Origin of the sequence: Nocardiopsis sp. LDBS1602, from assembly GCF_035818715.1 — a bacterium.
Taxonomy (GTDB): Bacteria; Actinomycetota; Actinomycetes; order Streptosporangiales; family Streptosporangiaceae; genus Nocardiopsis; species Nocardiopsis alba.
In genome coordinates, this window is record NZ_JAYLVW010000001.1 from 1541506 (window position 1) to 1557333 (window position 15828).

Here is a 15828-nt window from a genome sequence, read left to right on the forward strand (position 1 = left end):
TTTGATGCCGATCGGCACGGAAACTTCGAACCCCGGAGGCCCATAACGCCCCCTCTGTCCGCATTATGACCAACCCCCCAGGTCAGGCGGGGAGACCGAAAACCCTCCGGACATAGAGGTAACTATTTGGACACACCCCCGACTTCCCCATCAAGGACGATGACCCGTGACATCGTGACAGGACATGTACGCAGGCCCTGAGGGGGAGGCGGAGATGCGCGCCGCACCGCGTCCGAAATCGATCACAGTGTGCAATGAAACGAATGCCCGGAGTGTCCATCGCCCTCGTCCCCCACGCCTCGCTCCGGTCACGTCCCTTCTTCCCCTGAGCGCCGCCCTGCTCCTCACCCTTGCCGTCCCCTCCCCCGCCGCCGCGCGGACCTCCGACGAGAGCGGCCTCCACACGCTGCGGGTCGAACTGGCGTCGGCCCGCGCCGAGGTCGCCGACCTGCGCGAGCACGCCGGAGAGATGATCACGCGTTACGAGAGGGAGGCCGAACTCCTGGAGGAGGCCACCGAGGCGCGGGAGGCGGCCGTCTCCCGTGCCGACACCGCCACGAGGCTCCATCGGGAACGTCGGTTGGAGGCCGCCAGGCAGGCGGCGGGCGCCTACAAGGGCGAGGACCTGTCCCCCGCCCGCGCCTGGACCGGCCCGGAGGGCCCCGTCGGCCTCCTGGAACGCGGCGCCTACCTCGCTCTACTGGGCGAGCACCGTTCGGCCGCCCTCGACCGCGCGGAGGCCTCGCGCGTGGCCACCGCGACCCTGGCCGGAAGCGCGGAGAAGGCCGAGGAGGAGCGGAGCGAGGCCACCGAGGCCGCGGCCCGGGCCCGCGAGGAGGCGGAGGAGGCCATCGCCGAGCAGGAGGAGAAGGCACGAGAGCTCCTGAAGCGACAGACCGCGCTGGAGGAGGCCATCACCGACGCCGGGAGGCCGTCCTCGGCGGACGGATCGCACGCGCGCGCGGCCGGTGACGGCCCCTCGGAGGAGAACGACGCCCCGGCCTCCGACGCGACGTCGAGCGCGGGCGGGGTCTGTGAGGGCCGGGATCCGGGCGACTTCGGGAACGGCCGTGTCCCCGACTCGGCCCTGTGCCCCCTCCCCCAGCCCGGGGAGGTCCTACGGGCCGACGCGGCGGAGGCCTTCGTCGAACTCGACGGGGCCTATCGCGAGGAGTTCGGCAGGCCCATGTGCGTCACCGACTCCTACCGGCCCTACCACGAGCAGGTGCGCCTGTTCCAGGAGATGCTGCCCGGCATGGCGGCCAGGCCGGGGACGAGCGCGCACGGGCTGGGCGTCGCCGTGGACCTGTGCGGTCGGGTCGACGTCCTGGACAGCGCCGAACATCGGTGGATGCTCGACCACGCCCCCGAGTACGGCTGGGAGAACCCCGACTGGGCACGCGACGGATTCGAGCCCTGGCACTGGGAGTACACGCCCTGACCCTGGAGGTCACACCTGGGAGCCGACCCTCACCTCGAAGGAGCCCAGCTCGCCCACGTCGACGAACAGTTCGTCGTCCGCCTCCAAGGGCGGGGTGACCGCCGGGAGCCGGGCCCGGACCCGGCCCGGACCCGACGTCAACCAGGGGTCGGAGAGGTCCACCCTCCCCCTGCCGTTCTCCACGTCGTCCACCGAGGTGTTCGGTTCCACCGAGCCCTCGGTGAGCTCGTCGGCGGTGGTCAGGACCGGGCCCAGGCTCAGCTGCACCGCGACCCCCTCGGCGTCCAGCCACAGACAGGCCGGGGTATAGGCCCCGGCCCTCTCCTCGCCGACCGTGATCGCGGCGACCCCCGCGTGGGCGACCCGCGCCTCGGGGGCCACGGCGTCGTCCGCGCCGACCACCAGCTCCGGGGGGATCTCCACGTCCCGGTCCCCCAACCGCACCGCCACCGGCTCGCGGGGGGCGACCGGAGAGCACATGCGCGTCTCCGGCTCCACGATGATCTCGATGGCCCCATCGACCGCGCGTGCGTGGGCCTCGCGCAACGCCTCGAACCCGCCCTCCAGAAGGCGGTCGAGGGGCGGTGTCCCGGGCCCGCTCATGACGTCACCGTCGTCCAGCGCCCCCGCTCTCGCCCCGCCACCGCTCGGTGACAGATAGGTGACCCAACGCAATGTCCCCACTCCCCCTGACGTACCGCGAACAACCCTCCCCACCCCGCGTCTCAGGGCGCCGGGACCGGGCTGTGCTCCTTGCCCGTACCCGCACACCCTCGGCAGGGTTCGTCCACACGATGCCAGACGATCACGCCGCTGCACTCCCGATGCGGCCGTTGAGGCCGCCACCACCCCGTCCCGGAGCAGAATCGGCAGTCGATCCCGTCCCGGTCGCACCAGCCGCACGTGGATATCGCGCACCGGCTATGGGTCGGTTCCCGTGTCGGATCCATGCGCTCCCATCGCCTCCCCCGAAATCGCGACCAGCCTTGCACAGGCCGTGCCCGCGAGTCCAGAGGGAGGAACGGGGCGAACGTCCGGGTCAGCGGAGGTCTCGGACCCGGAGTCCGGATCAGGACCCGGGCTCATCCGGACCCGCGGACCACCAGACGGGTGTCGAGCGTGATCGCCTCCGCCTCGGCGGCCCGGGGGATCGCCACGTCCACGAGCAGCCGGGCCATCTCGCGGCCCATGCGGTCCGTGGGCTGGTGGATCGTGGTCAGCGGCGGATCGCTGTGCCGCGCCATCGGCGCGTCGTCGAAGCCGACCAGGGCCACGTCGTCGGGCACGCTCAGACCGCGTTCCCGCAGGGTGCGGATCGCGCCGATCGCCATCATGTCGGAGGCGACGAAGACCGCGTCCGGACGTCCGCCCTGGTCGAGCAGGCGCGCCATCGCCTCGGCGCCGCTCTCGACGCTGAACCCGCCCTGGACCACCAGCCGCTCGTCGACGTCGCGCCCCGCCTCGGCCATGGCCTCCCGGTAGCCCCGCAGCCGCTCGACACCGGCGCTCATGTCCTGGGGGCCGGTGATCGTCCCGACCCGGACGTGTCCGGTCTCCAGCAACCGGCGGGTCGCCACCCTCCCCCCGTCCACGTTGTCGATGTCCACCCGGAAGGGGGCGGGCTGGGCGTCCGAGTAGGGCCGGCCACCGTGCACGACCGGTACGCCCGCCTGGGCCAGACGCGCGGTGAGGGGGTCGTCGCGGTGCAGGGAGACCAGCAGGGCCCCGTCCACGTGCGAACCGCTGAGGTAGTCGCCCACACGCTTGTGCTCGGCCTCGCCCCGGGCGGTGGTGAGCATGAGTTGGAGGTCGCGCTCGTTCAACACCGAACTGACCCCGCGGATGATGTCGGCGAAGAAGGGGTCCTCGAACAGGCGATCACGCGACTCGGACACCACCAGGGCGATCGTGTCCGTACGTCGGGTGACCAAGGTCCGCGCGGCCTGGTTCGGGCTGTAGCCCAGCTCGGCGATGGCGTCGTGCACGGCTTCGCGGGTGCGCGGGCTGACCTGGGGGGATCCGTTGATCACCCGGGAGACGGTGCCCCGACCGACCCCGGCCCGCCGCGCCACCATCTCCAGGGTCGGCCGCTGTCGACCACCGCTCTTGGCCACTTCGAGGCTCCTTGGACGTCTGTACCTCCGCCCGGACGTTCCGGACGGTGGACGTGGGAGGGCACGGGCCCGCCACGGTGGGATCCGTTCCGTCGGTCACGCGTACGGGGCGCCCCCGAGGGCGCCCCGCGATCACTCGTGGATCACCGTTCGGGGAACCTACCGGTCCCGGCCAACTCCGCGTACCAGTGTCCCGTGTCCTTGACCACGCGCTCCTGCGTCTCGTAGTCCACGTACACGATCCCGAACCTGCGGGAGTACCCCCACGCCCACTCGAAATTATCCAGAAGGGACCAGGCGAAATAACCGCGGAGCGGGATTCCGGCGTGGACGGCCTCCCTGGCCGCCCGCAAATGCGCCTCGTAGTAGTCGGTCCGCTCCGGATCGTGGACCGCACCGTCCTCGGAGACCCGGTCCTCGAAGGCGCAACCGTTCTCGGTCACGTACAGGTCGATCCCGCCGCTCTCCCCCGCCAGGCGTTGAAGGACGTCGTAGAGCCCTCGCGGGTCGATCTCCCAGCCCATCTGCGTGACCGGCAGCCCCTGGGAGACGTGGACCTCCTCCGGTTCGGCGCCGGGCCAGGCACCGCCCCCGCCGTCGACCCCGGCCGGGTCCAGCCCCCGGTCCGAGCCGGCCACGAACTCGGGCGTGTAGTAGTTGACCCCCAGGAAGTCGATCGGGGCCGAGATGGTGGCGAGGTCGCCCTCCCGGACGAAGGAGAAGTCGCTGATGTGGGCGATGTCCTTCAGCACGTCGGCCGGGTAGGAGCCCTTGAACAGGGGATCGGTGAAGATACGGTTGCGCACCCCGTCGGCCCGGCGCGCCGCCCGCACGTCCGCGGCGTGCGCCCCGTTCGCCCGGATGACCGCCTGGTTGTGGGCCAGTCCGACCCGGGCCGGGTGCCCGGTGGAACGGATCGCCTCCACCGCCAGGCCGTGTCCGAGCAGGAGGTGGTGGGTGGCGGCCAGGGCCGCCGCGGTGTCACGGCGACCGGGGGCGTGGTGTCCGTTGTCGTAGCCGAGGAAGGCCGAACACCACGGCTCGTTGATGGTCATCCAGTCGCCGACCCGGTCGCCGAGGGCCTCGGCCACGACGGTGGTGTAGTCGGCGAAGCGCAGAGCGGTGTCGCGTTCCGGCCAACCGCCGCGGTCCTCCAAGGGCTGAGGGAGGTCCCAGTGGTAGAGGGTGGCCCAAGGGCGGATGCCGGCTTCGAGGAGGGCGTCGACCAGCCGGTCGTAGAAGTCGAGTCCGGCCTGGTTCACCTTCCCCTCTCCCTCCGGAAGGATCCTCGGCCAGGCGATGGAGAAACGGTAGGCGCCGAGGTTGAGAGCCCGCATCAGCCCGATGTCCTCGGCGTAGCGGTGGTAGTGGTCGTCGGCGGGGTCTCCGGTGTCCCCGTTGAGCACCTTGCCCGGCGTCTCGGCGAAGGTGTCCCAAATGCTGCGACCGCGGCCGTCGGCGGTGGTGGCCCCTTCGATCTGGAAGGAGGCGGTCGCCGCCCCCCAGAGGAAGTCCTCGGGGAAATCGTCGGGCTTGCTCACTTGTGGCACACGTACCTTCCGTGGGGAGGAAACAGAGGTGGGAGCGCTCCCAATACCGAAGCAGACCCCTACCCACGCGTCAACGCACCCGAACCCGGACGCAACCCAACCGTGATCTTTCGGGCGCGGCCCCGAGCGTCGCCGGGACCGCGCGTCCTCGGCCGTGTGCGGGGCGGCCGACCGCTCCCTCGTCAGCCCATCGGGATGACGATGCCCTGCCAGCGCTGCTCCATGAAGGAGCGCGCCCGGGGGCTGTGCAACAGCTCGTTCAACCGCGCGATGTCCGCGGAGTCGGCGTCGGCCGCGCGCACCACGAGGCCGTTGCCGTAGACGCTGCCCTCGGTCCGCTCCCACCCCAGGACCTCCGCGGTGTCGGGCAGGTCCGCTTCGAGGGCGTAGTTGCCGTTGACCACGGCGGCGTCCAGGTCCGGGAGCGATCGGGGCAGTTGCGCCGCCTCCACCGGGGTGATCGCGGCGCCCTTCGGATCCTCCTCGACGTCGTCCAGGGAGGGGGTGTTCCCCCCGCTGTCGGCGAGGGTGATCACGTCGTGCTCGGCGAGCAGGTTCAACGCGCGCCCCATGTTGGACACGTCGTTGGGCACCCCGATCCGCGCACCCTCCGGCAGGTCGGCCAGGTCGGAGATCTTCTCCGAGTACAGGCCGAAGGCCTCCAAGTGCACGTCCCCGACGTAGGTCAGGTCCGCCTCGGGGTTGCCCGCCAGATACTCCTCCAGGAAGGGACGCGTCTGGTAGTAGTTGGCGTCCAACTCCCCCTCGGACAGGGCCGCGTTGGGCTGGTTGTAGTCGGTGTACTCGACCACGTCGATGGCCAACCCGGCCTCGGCCGCCAACTCCTCGTCCACGAACTCCAGGATCTCCGCGTGCGGGACCGGACTGGCCCCCACCCGCAGTGTCACCAGGTCCTCGTCCCCCTCGCCGCCTCCGGCCCGTTCACTGGGACTTCCGCACCCGGTGAGCAGCAGGGCCACCGCACCGAACACGGCGATCCCCCGGGGCGCCTTCACACTCCCTGACATGGCGTTCTCCTTGCCGTCGATTCGACATCCGACCGGAGGGGCGAGGGGAAGGGGAAGGACTCAGCGCCGGGAGAGGCGGCGCACCAACAGATCGCCCAGGCTCTGCGCGATCTGCACGATGACGACGAGGAGGATGACGGTCGCCCAGAGGTAGTGGTCGTTGAAGCGCTGGTAACCCTCGCGGATCGCCAGGTCGCCCAGACCACCGCCACCGATGGCGCCGGCCATCGCCGAGTAGGAGATCAGCGTGACCACGGTCATCACCAGACCCGCGATCAGACCGGGCAGCGCCTCCGGCAGCAGCACCTTGCCCACGATGGTGAGCTTGCGGGTTCCCATGGCGTAGGCGGCCTCGATCACCCCGCGATCCACCTCCCGCAGAGAGGTCTCCACCAGACGGGCGAAGAACGGGATGGCGCCGATGCTCAACGGCACGATCGCGGCGGTGGGGCCCAACGTGGTCCCCACGAGGAAGCGGGTCAGGCTCAGCACCGCCACCATCAGCACGATGAAGGGCAGGGAACGGCCGATGTTGACGATGGCGCTGAGCACGGCGCGGACCGCCGGCGCCGGCGTGAGCCCGCCCCGGTCGGTGGTGACCAGCAGGACTCCCAAAGGAAGACCGACGAGCACGCTGAAGATCGTCGCCCACAGCACCATGTAGACGGTGTCCTGGGTGCCGAGCCACAGGCTGGGCCACATGTTCGGCCAGTCGTAGACGAAGTCGAGGACGGCCGTGACGGCGTTGCCCTCGTCGGCCAGGTACAGGATCCGATCGGTGGTCACTTTCCGGCCTCCTCGACCAGCAGGCCGTGCTCGGACAGGTAGGTCAACGCCTCGGCACGACGAGAACCGCGCATGTCGACGCTCAGGCGGCCCACGGACTGGCCGGCCACCTGCTCCACCCCGCCTCCGAGGATGTTGACGTCCACGTCGAAGCGGCGGGTCAGTTCGGACATGAAGGGCTCGTCGAAGGAGCGCGGGTAGGTGATGACCACGGTCTCCGGGCCGCCGTTGTCCGGCAACGGGAAGAGCGAGCGCGCCAGCAGGGAACCGGGTGTACCGATCAGGTCCAGCACACGACCGGACTCGCGGAACTCGCCGTTCTCCATGATCGCGGCGGAGTCGCAGATCCTCTTGATCACGTCCATCTCGTGGGTGATCAGCAGGATGGTCAGGCCGAGCTCGTCGCGCAGGCTGCGCAGCAGGGACAGGATGGACTCGGTCGTGGCCGGGTCCAGGGCCGAGGTCGCCTCGTCGCTGAGCAGCACCTTGGGCTCGGGGGCCAGGGCGCGGGCGATGCCCACACGCTGCTTCTGTCCACCGGAGAGCTGGGAGGGGTAGGCGCGGGCCTTGTCGCTCAGACCGACCAGCTCCAAGAGCTCTCCGACACGACGCGAGCGCTCGGCGCGGGAGACACCGGCGACCTCCAGCGGGAAGCCGACGTTGCCGGCGACCGTGCGCGAGGAGAGCAGGGCGAAGTGCTGGTGCACCATGCCGATCCCCCGACGGGCCTCGCGCAGTCGGGAGCCGCGCAGGGCGGTGAGCTCCTCGTCACCGACCCGGACACTGCCCTCGTCGGGGCGTTCCAGGAGGTTCACCGAGCGCAGGAGCGTGCTCTTGCCCGCACCGCTCTGGCCGACGACCCCGAAGATCTCGCCGGACTCGACATGCAGGTCGACGCCCTTGAGGGCCTCTACCTGGCGTTTCTTCAACCTGTAGGTCTTGTGCAGACCCACTGCGTCAATCACGGTTTTCCCATCGACGTCTGGCGGTGGTGTCACAGCTCCCGCGCTTCGCGGAGAAAGGCTGGATCAGCGTGGGTTTGACGCCCACACCCGAGCGTACGGAGCGCCCGGTCGGTGGACGGCGTCGACGCGCCGGAGGGACCGGCGGTCGGGGGCTCCAGAGGATTCGGGACCGGAGCCCGGACACGGCTCGACGTGCGTTCCCCGGTGGAGCGAAGGGCTCAGGCGGAGCGGAAGCGGGGCATTCGACAGCGACAGCCGGGCAGCGGAAGAGGCCGCCGGGCGGTGTCCACCGAGGAGGCGGGGGTCGCTTCGTCGTGCTCAGGAGCCATCACGGCACCAACTCAACCATGACCACGTCGGCCGGTCGACAAAATCGTTGACCTGAATATGGTTATTTAGACCACATCAGCCCCATGACCACCGGGGTAAGCCGCACGGCCTCTCACGAACACCCAAGAGAGTGCCTACACTCATTACCGTCCCGTGACCTTCACGCGCCGAGGCGACCGAGGAAGGTCGAGGCCCGCCCACACGGCGACGGCCGCGACACCGGTCCGGGAGATGACGAGAAGCAGCGCCCACGGCGTCCTGTGCCCGTGAGGGCGCCCGCGGGCACGAGGAGCGACCACACCGTGCAGTCCGACGATCTGAACAGAGTGGACGACTACGTCGACTTCTGGGCGCCCGACCCCACCGACGCCACCTGGCGGGAGACCCTCGCCGATGGCGCCCGTGCGCTTCTCTCCGGCCCGTTCCCGGGCCGAGCCCGGGTGATCGCTCTGGTCACCGCGCTCTTGGCCGCCACCGCCCTGCCCGCCCCCGCGACCGCCGCGCCGCTTCCGCCCCGCGAGCCGGAGAGCATGGGCTCCCTGGAGGAGCGGGCCGAGGCCCTCACCGAGGAGTACAACGGCGAGCTCCGCGACATGGAGCAGGTCATGGAGGAGGCCGAGCGCGCCCAGAGCCGGGCCGACGCCACCAACGAGGCGGTCGAGGAGGTCCGCGCCCAGGTGCGCGCCCTCGCGGTGGCCACCTACACCAGCAGCGGCATCGACCCGTCGATGTCGCTGTTCGTGGACACCGAACCCGACGAGGTCATCGACCGCGCGGTCGTCATCGACTACCTGTCCAGCAGCAATCAGGACCGGATCGACCAGCTCGACCAGGCCCTGTCCCGGGACCAGGTCGCCAGGGAGAACGCCGAGGAGCGACTGGCCGAGGCCGAGGCCGACATGGACGAGCTGGAGGACCGGCGCATGGAGGTGCGCCGGCTCATCGCCGACCACCCCGAGCAGCCCATGCGGCCCCCGGACAACATCACCCCGCGCACCGAGCAGATGCGCGACGTGATCATTCAGGAGTTCGGCCGCGGCGACGACGTCGGCGGCGTGGGCTGCTACCGCGCGGTGGGCGGCTGGGTCGTGGGCGAGCACCCCAAGGGGCGCGCCTGTGACTTCATGGTGGACGCCAACGGCCGCAAGCCCCCGGCGGACCAGGAACAGCGAGGCTGGGACATCGCCCACTGGGCCCAGGACAACGCCGAGGACCTGGGGATCATGTACATCATCTACCGCCAGCAGATCTGGGACATCCGTCGTGGTGACGAGGGCTGGCGCGCGATGTCGGACCGTGGCAACAACACCGAGAACCACTTCGACCACGTGCACATCTCGATGTTCTGATCCGGAGCGGGACGAACCCCGTTCCGGGCCTCGTCTTTATCCCCGAAAGGACACGAATGTCCAGAAGGGGAGATCACGATAAGGCCTCACCTCGGGTGATTCTCCGCTCGGCCGGCACGAAATGGTGACGATTCACCCCACTATCGTCGATCCGACCTGCCTTTCGTCCCTCTACGCAGCTAGGATGCTTGACGTCCCGACTCTTCGACGGGCACGGAACGTTTCTCCTCCGGCCCCGACCACGATGCACGGCGAACCCCGTTCTCCCATCGGGACATCCACTCACGACGCAGGGAACTCCCGCTCCCCGTCGTCCGCCCTCGCCCGCGGATCGACGGTGGTCCCGGGCCGTCCTCCCCACGATTCCCCGTGCCGTCACCCGACCGGCCATCCGCCGAAGGTCGCCACGGGAAACTCGTGAGAACCCACCATTGCGCACGCGCATCCCAGACAACACGGTCAGCACTTCACCGGGCGAGGGGAGCCATGAGCGAAAACGGACCTTACAACCAGCCACCGCAGAACCCCTATGGTGGCGGGGACGGCACCGGAGGCCAGCCGCCCTACGGGCCCGGCACCGGCGGTCAGCCCGGCTACGGTCAGGCCCCCTACCCGGGCGGCCCGGGTCAGGACCCGGGCATGTACGCGGGCGCTCCGGGTCAGGACCAGGGCATGTACGCGGGCGGTCAGCCGCCCTACGGAGGTCCCGGTGGACCCGGTGGACCGGGCGGCCCCATGGGTCCGGGCGCCCCTGGCCCCTACCCGCCGCCTCCCCAGCCCCCCAAGAGCGGCGGCAAGGCCGGCCTCTGGGTGGTCATCGGCGGCGGCGTGATCATCGTGGTCCTCGTGATCGCCGTGATCATCATGCTCGTCACCCGCGGTGGCGGTGACGACCAGGTCGTCACCCCCGACCCCACCACCGAGGCCCCCGTCGAGACCGACGAACCGGCCGAGGAGCCCGTCGCCGGTGGCGAGGGCCCCTCCGGCGAGCCGCCCTACGCGCTGCCCCAGGAGCCCTGCGAGGCCTACACCGACCAGGTCATGAGCGACTTCCTGCTCAGCTCCGACCCGGGCAAGAGCGTGTCCGACAACTCGGCCACCTGCTCCACCATCGGTGACTCCCCCGAGGGCAACCCCGACGACGCCTACGGTTCCCTGAACCTGTCGTACTCGGTGCCCTACAGCGGTTCGGACTCCATCGAGGCCGCCACCAGCGAGTTCCAGAGCAGCGTCGACTACTACACCGGTGGTAACGACGACTACTACCCGGCGGACAGCATCACCGAGGACAAGGCCCTCGACGGTCTGGGCGACGAGGCCCACCTCGTGATCACCGAGTACGACTACCTCGGCGACCTCATCCCCGTGGCCGTCCTGATGGTGCGTACCGCGAACGTCAACATCGAGCTGACCTACCAGATCAATGGTCTGTCGGTCGACCCCGAGGACCTCTCCATGCCCGACAACGCCGAGGACATCATGACCTCTGCTGCGGCCGAGGCCCTCGCCATCGTCGGTTCCTGAGGACCCGACCGGACGTTCCCTCGCGGAACGACCACGAGAAGGGGCCGCGACCTCGTGTCGCGGCCCCTTCGCCGTACCCGGGTCCGTGCCGTCGGGCGAGCCCCCGACGACACGGACCGGATCAGGCCTCGGCGAGGTCCGCGCGCACCCTACGGGCCGCCTCGACCATGTTGCGCAGCGCCTGTTCCGCCTCGGCGTAGCCGCGCGTCTTCAGCCCGCAGTCCGGGTTGACCCACAGGTTCGCGGCCTCCACGTGCGACACGGCCAGCCGCAACGACGCCTCGATCTCCTCCACCGAGGGCACCCTCGGGGAGTGGATGTCGTACACGCCCGGGCCGATCCCGCGCTTGTAGCCCCGCCGCCCCAGGGCCTCCACCAGTTCCATGCGCGATCGGGCCGCCTCGACACTGGTGACGTCGGCGTCCAGCGCCTCGATCCCGCCCACGATCCGGTTGAACTCCGAGTAGCACATGTGGGTGTGGATCGTCGTGCTCGGAGCGACCCCCGAGGTGGCCAGGCGGAAGGAGGCCACCGCCCAGTCCAGGTACTCCTCACGCCGTTCCTCCCGCAACGGGAGCAGCTCCCGCAGGGCCGCCTCGTCCACCTGGATGTGGCGGATCCCCGCCCTCTCCAGATCGGCGACCTCGTCCCGCAGGGCCAGACCCACCTGACGGGCGGTCTCCGCGAGCGGCTGGTCGGTACGCACGAACGACCAGGCCAGCATGGTGACCGGACCGGTCAGCATGCCCTTCACCGGCTTCTCGGTGCGCGACTGGGCGTAGGTGATCCACTCGACCGTCATCGGCTCGGGACGCGAGACGTCTCCGAACAGGATCGGGGGTCGGACACAGCGCGTCCCGTAGGACTGCACCCAACCGTTCTCGGTGGTCGCGTAGCCCTCCAGTCGCTCCGCGAAGTACTGGACCATGTCGTTGCGCTCGGGCTCGCCGTGGACGAGGACGTCCAGGCCGATGTCCTCTTGAAGCGCGATCACACGGTCGATCTCCGCGCGGAGGATGCGGTGGTACTCCTCCGTCGACAGTTCGCCACGACGGTGGGCGGCACGGGACCGGCGCAGCTCCGAGGTCTGCGGAAAGGAACCGATGGTGGTCGTGGCGAGCGTGACCCGGTCGGGTCCTCCCCTGTCCTCGGGACGCTCGTAGGCGTCCGGCCCCAGCGCGTCGAGGCGGGCCCGGACACGGGCGTCGGTGAAGGCCGGGTTGCGCGGTGTGGAGGCCCCCGTGTCGACGGCCTCGCCCTCGGAGAGGATCCGACCGAGCAGGGCCACCTCTCCGGCCTTCTGCACGGCGAAGGCCAGGGCCTCACGCAGCTCCGGCGCCAGGGAGGTCTCCGCGTCCAGGTCGATGGGCACGTGCAGCAGCGAGCAGGAGGTGCTCACCGAGAGCTCGTCCGTCAGGGCCAGAAGGGTGCCCAGCCGACCGATCGCCGAGGACAGGTCGGTACGCCAGACGTTACGACCGTCCACGACACCCGCGACCAACCGTGTGGAGCCCAGACCGGAGACGGCCGCCAGGTCCTCGAACCCCTCCCCGTCGGTGACCAGGTCGAGGCCGACCGCCTCCACCCGGGACTCCTTGAGCACCCGTAGCGCCGCCGGACCGATCGAACCGAAGTAGGTGGACACCAGGAGGGAGGGACGTTCCTCCGCCTCTCCCAGCCGCCTGTAGGAGCGCTCCAAGTACCCGACGGCGGCACGACCCTCGTCCGTGGCCAGGATCGGCTCGTCGAGCTGGACCTCGGTGGCGCCCGCCGCCGCGAGATCGGCCAGCAGCCGGACGTAGGCGTCCAAGAGTTGGTCGAGCAGCTCGATGGGCTCCCACCCCTCGGGGGCGTCGTCGGCGACCTTGGCCGAGAGAAGGAAGGTCAACGGACCGAGCAGCACGGGCCGGGTCCGAAAGCCCGCGTCCAGGGCCTCACGGAACTCCGCGACGGGTTTGTCGTCGACCAGACGCGGCCGGGTGCTCGGCGAGAGCTCGGGGACCAGATAGTGGTAGTTGGTGTCGAACCACTTGGTCATCTCCAACGGAGGCGCCCCCTGGACGCCCCGGGCCAGGGCGAAGTAGCGGCGGAGCCGCTCGTCCCGCTCCTCCGCCCGCGCCGGAGAGGGAAGACGGGAGGGCACGAGGTCGAACATGACCGCCGTGTCCAGGACGTGGTCGTAGTAGGAGAACGTGTTGGACGGGATGTCGTCCACACCCGCCTCGCGCAGCCGGGTGTAGGCGTCCCGACGGAGGCCGGCGGCGACGTCGTCGAGCTCCCGGGCGGTGGTGGCGCCCTTCCAGTAGGACTCGATGGCGCGTTTGAGTTCACGGCGGGGACCGATACGCGGGTAGCCGTGCACCGTGGAGCGCACGGACGGTCCGGAGGCCGTCGGAGTGGTGGACATGAAAGCTTCTCTCCCTCGTCGAAAGCCGGGCACCGATCCCGGAGAGGGGAGAGAACGCGAGGAGCACGGATGAGCCGAAGGACACACCCGTCTCGCGACCTCGGCCCTCCCTCGGGGCACGGGACCACCGGCGACACGGACGCGTCACCGGGCGGAGGCAGGTCTTCGGACTCGTGGGCACCTTCGACGAGACGTCGATCCGCCTACCGGCCGTCGCTTCCCGGGTCCGACCCGTCGGGTCGAAGCACCAGTGCCTTTGACGACTTTCGTTCCCACTCACCGCTGCGGGGCAGTCCCGGACTCACACCGGGTTCCCTCTTTCGACACACTCCGACGTCCGCGGAACGGACTCCGATTACTCGGTGGAGTGTGTACCTTCCACAGCTGGGAGTATAGGGAGATCCCCCTCCGCCCCTGTACCCGGCGTACCCCCTTCCTCCGAGCACGAGGGCGAACCCCTGCCCTGTGCACGGCATCACACCCGTTATCAGCGTTGCGTGGAAGAGGCATGCCCCCGCTCTCCCGCGGACGTTCGTCTGACGATGAACGTGGAGAACCCCCAGGTGAAGCAGCAAGACCGTCCGACCATGACCCCCGATCATCCCGTCCTCACGGTCGCGATCGCGTTGGTGGTGCTCGTGGGACTGCTGTCCATGGCGACCCGACCACCGGGCCCGAACGGCATGAGCCCGAGCACCGACGACGCCACGACGGTGTCGGCGGAGGAGGACCTTCCCCCCGCCGAGGAGGTGGACGGGCTGACCGACGTCCGCGCGGACGCGCTCCCCGGCCTCGAGGAGACCTCCATCTCCTATGAGGGCGGCGGTGAGGTCACCGTCGCCTATCCGGTCATCCCCAACGCCGACCCGCTGTCCGACTTCCTGGACCGCACGCTCACCGAACGCGCCTCCGCGTTCGAGGCGGCCGAGCCCGGGGCCCGTTCGATGACCGGCGAGTGGCGACTGACGGCGGCACGCGACGGGATCGTGGGCGTACGCGTCACCACGACCGAGACCGACTCCGAGGAGACCCGCGAGGATCACAGCATCTACTGGTACGAGACCGGTGACGGTGTGGTCCGCGGCTCCAGCTCCCTCCTGGCCGGCCAGGCCGAACTGGAGGAGTTCAACGAGCTGGTACGCGAGGCCGTCTCCGACACCGCCGCGGTGACCTCCTCCCTGTACCCGATCGACGCCCTCTACGACTCGGTCGGTTTCTCCTCCGAAGGCGACCTGGTCGTGGAGTTCGACGACGGACAGATCGCCCCCGTCTCGGAGGGGCGTCTGCACGCCGTGATCGACCGTGACGAGGCCGAGGGGCTGCTGTCGGAGTTCGGTCTGCGTGCACGCGACGCCGCCACCACCGGCGTGGACGAGTTCACCGTGGAGACCGCTCCGGAGGCCGACAAGGACGGCTCCGTGGAGGCGGCGCCCGGGGTGATGTCCCCGCGCGACGACTCCGTCGACTGTTCCGACCCCGAGGTGCGCTGTGTCGCTCTGACCTACGACGACGGCCCCGGCGGGCGCACTCCCGAGCTGTTGGACATGCTCGCCGCCCACGACGCCAAGGCGACGTTCTTCGTCACAGGCCTCCCCGTCAGGGAGCACCCCTGGACGGTGCGTCGTGCCTACGCCGAGGGTCACGAGATCGCCAACCACACCCTGGACCACCCCGATCTGGCCACGATCGGCGCCGGCGCCGTGCGGTCCAACCTGGAGACCACCCAGGCCCTGGTCCAGCGCGAGACCGGCCACACGATGAACCTGATGCGGCCGCCCTACGGCTCCCGCAACGGCACGGTCGACCAGGTCACCGAGGAGCTCGGTCTGGCGCAGATCCTGTGGGGCGTGGACACCAACGACTGGAAGGACCGGAAGGCCGGCGTGGTCTCCGAGAGGGCCCTGGACGGGGCCTCCGACGGGGCCATCATCCTGATGCACGACATCCACGACACCACGATCGACGCGTCCCGCAAGATCATCCGTGAGCTGGACGAACGCGGCTACACCATGGTCACCGTGTCCCAGCTCCTGGGTACCACCGAACCGGGACAGGTCTACGTGGACGGGACGGATCTGTAGAACCCCGGCTTCGGTCGGTGGGGAGGTTTCCCCCGCCGACCGGGGCGGGGAGGACTGACCTCGGTAGAGCGGAAGGACCACCGACGAGGATCGGTGTCCACATGTGGACAGTGCCCCGGGCGCCGGGGCGCTGTCCCCTATGTTGCTCCCAGCGAGCGCGGGAGAGCATCCGCCGAAGGGACGAGGGAGTCGGGTCGTGTCATCGAACTCAGTCGTACCGGATCAGGCCCCGCCCCGGCCTCACGAGGGTCGG

The 15828-nt window shown here is 70.0% G+C and carries 12 protein-coding genes and 1 riboswitch; of the genes, 4 read left to right on the top strand and 8 right to left on the bottom strand.

Annotation, left to right across the window (positions count from 1 at the left end; genetic code table 11):
- The first annotated feature begins 247 nt into the window (after window positions 1–247).
- Window positions 248–1441: a M15 family metallopeptidase gene (locus U9J66_RS07045; RefSeq protein ID WP_326337327.1), complete on the top strand. Its 1194-nt coding sequence runs from the start codon at window positions 248–250 to the stop codon at window positions 1439–1441.
- Between the two features lie 9 nt (window positions 1442–1450).
- Here U9J66_RS07045 and U9J66_RS07050 read toward each other — a convergent pair whose 3' ends face one another.
- The 7 genes from U9J66_RS07050 to U9J66_RS07080 form a co-directional block, all read right to left on the bottom strand.
- On the bottom strand, window positions 1451–2116 hold the full coding sequence (locus U9J66_RS07050) for a hypothetical protein (RefSeq protein WP_042281031.1): 666 nt from the start codon (window positions 2114–2116) through the stop codon (window positions 1451–1453).
- Window positions 2117–2166: 50 nt separating this feature from the next.
- A complete protein-coding gene (locus tag U9J66_RS07055; protein WP_081536532.1) occupies window positions 2167–2391 on the bottom strand; it encodes a hypothetical protein in 225 nt (74 codons plus the stop codon).
- Window positions 2392–2523: 132 nt separating this feature from the next.
- A complete protein-coding gene (locus U9J66_RS07060; protein WP_014908567.1) occupies window positions 2524–3555 on the bottom strand; it encodes a LacI family DNA-binding transcriptional regulator in 1032 nt (343 codons plus the stop codon).
- A 143-nt stretch (window positions 3556–3698) separates the two neighbouring features.
- Window positions 3699–5096, bottom strand: a complete 1398-nt coding sequence (locus U9J66_RS07065) for a GH1 family beta-glucosidase (protein ID WP_326337329.1) — start codon at window positions 5094–5096, stop codon at window positions 3699–3701.
- A gap of 191 nt (window positions 5097–5287) precedes the next feature.
- A complete protein-coding gene (locus tag U9J66_RS07070) occupies window positions 5288–6133 on the bottom strand; it encodes a MetQ/NlpA family ABC transporter substrate-binding protein (protein WP_326337330.1) in 846 nt (281 codons plus the stop codon).
- 60 nt (window positions 6134–6193) lie between these two features.
- Entirely contained in the window at window positions 6194–6919 is a 726-nt protein-coding gene (locus U9J66_RS07075) for a methionine ABC transporter permease (RefSeq protein ID WP_017534126.1), read from the bottom strand.
- Window positions 6916–7872: a methionine ABC transporter ATP-binding protein gene (locus U9J66_RS07080; RefSeq protein ID WP_014913252.1), complete on the bottom strand. Its 957-nt coding sequence runs from the start codon at window positions 7870–7872 to the stop codon at window positions 6916–6918. Before U9J66_RS07080 ends, U9J66_RS07075 begins: the two co-directional genes overlap by 4 nt.
- Window positions 7873–8516: 644 nt before the next feature.
- Here U9J66_RS07080 and U9J66_RS07085 point away from each other — a divergent pair.
- Both U9J66_RS07085 and U9J66_RS07090 read left to right on the top strand, forming a co-directional pair.
- Window positions 8517–9563 (top strand): coiled-coil domain-containing protein, encoded by a 1047-nt coding sequence (locus U9J66_RS07085; protein WP_014913336.1) that lies wholly within the window; start codon window positions 8517–8519, stop codon window positions 9561–9563.
- A gap of 486 nt (window positions 9564–10049) precedes the next feature.
- Window positions 10050–11087 carry a DUF3558 domain-containing protein gene (locus U9J66_RS07090; protein WP_326337331.1) on the top strand — a complete coding sequence of 346 codons (1038 nt, stop codon included), beginning with the start codon at window positions 10050–10052 and terminating at the stop codon, window positions 11085–11087.
- Window positions 11088–11208: 121 nt separating this feature from the next.
- Here U9J66_RS07090 and metE read toward each other — a convergent pair whose 3' ends face one another.
- Complete coding sequence (gene metE, locus U9J66_RS07095) at window positions 11209–13494, bottom strand: 5-methyltetrahydropteroyltriglutamate--homocysteine S-methyltransferase (protein ID WP_326337332.1); 2286 nt, start codon at window positions 13492–13494, stop codon at window positions 11209–11211.
- 139 nt (window positions 13495–13633) lie between these two features.
- Window positions 13634–13848, bottom strand: a riboswitch (cobalamin riboswitch).
- 188 nt (window positions 13849–14036) lie between these two features.
- Between metE and U9J66_RS07100 the strand changes: the two genes are divergently transcribed.
- The gene (locus U9J66_RS07100; protein WP_014912378.1) at window positions 14037–15575 is read left to right on the top strand and encodes a polysaccharide deacetylase family protein; all 1539 of its coding nucleotides are present in this window, start codon (window positions 14037–14039) and stop codon (window positions 15573–15575) included.
- The last annotated feature ends 253 nt before the right edge of the window (window positions 15576–15828 follow it).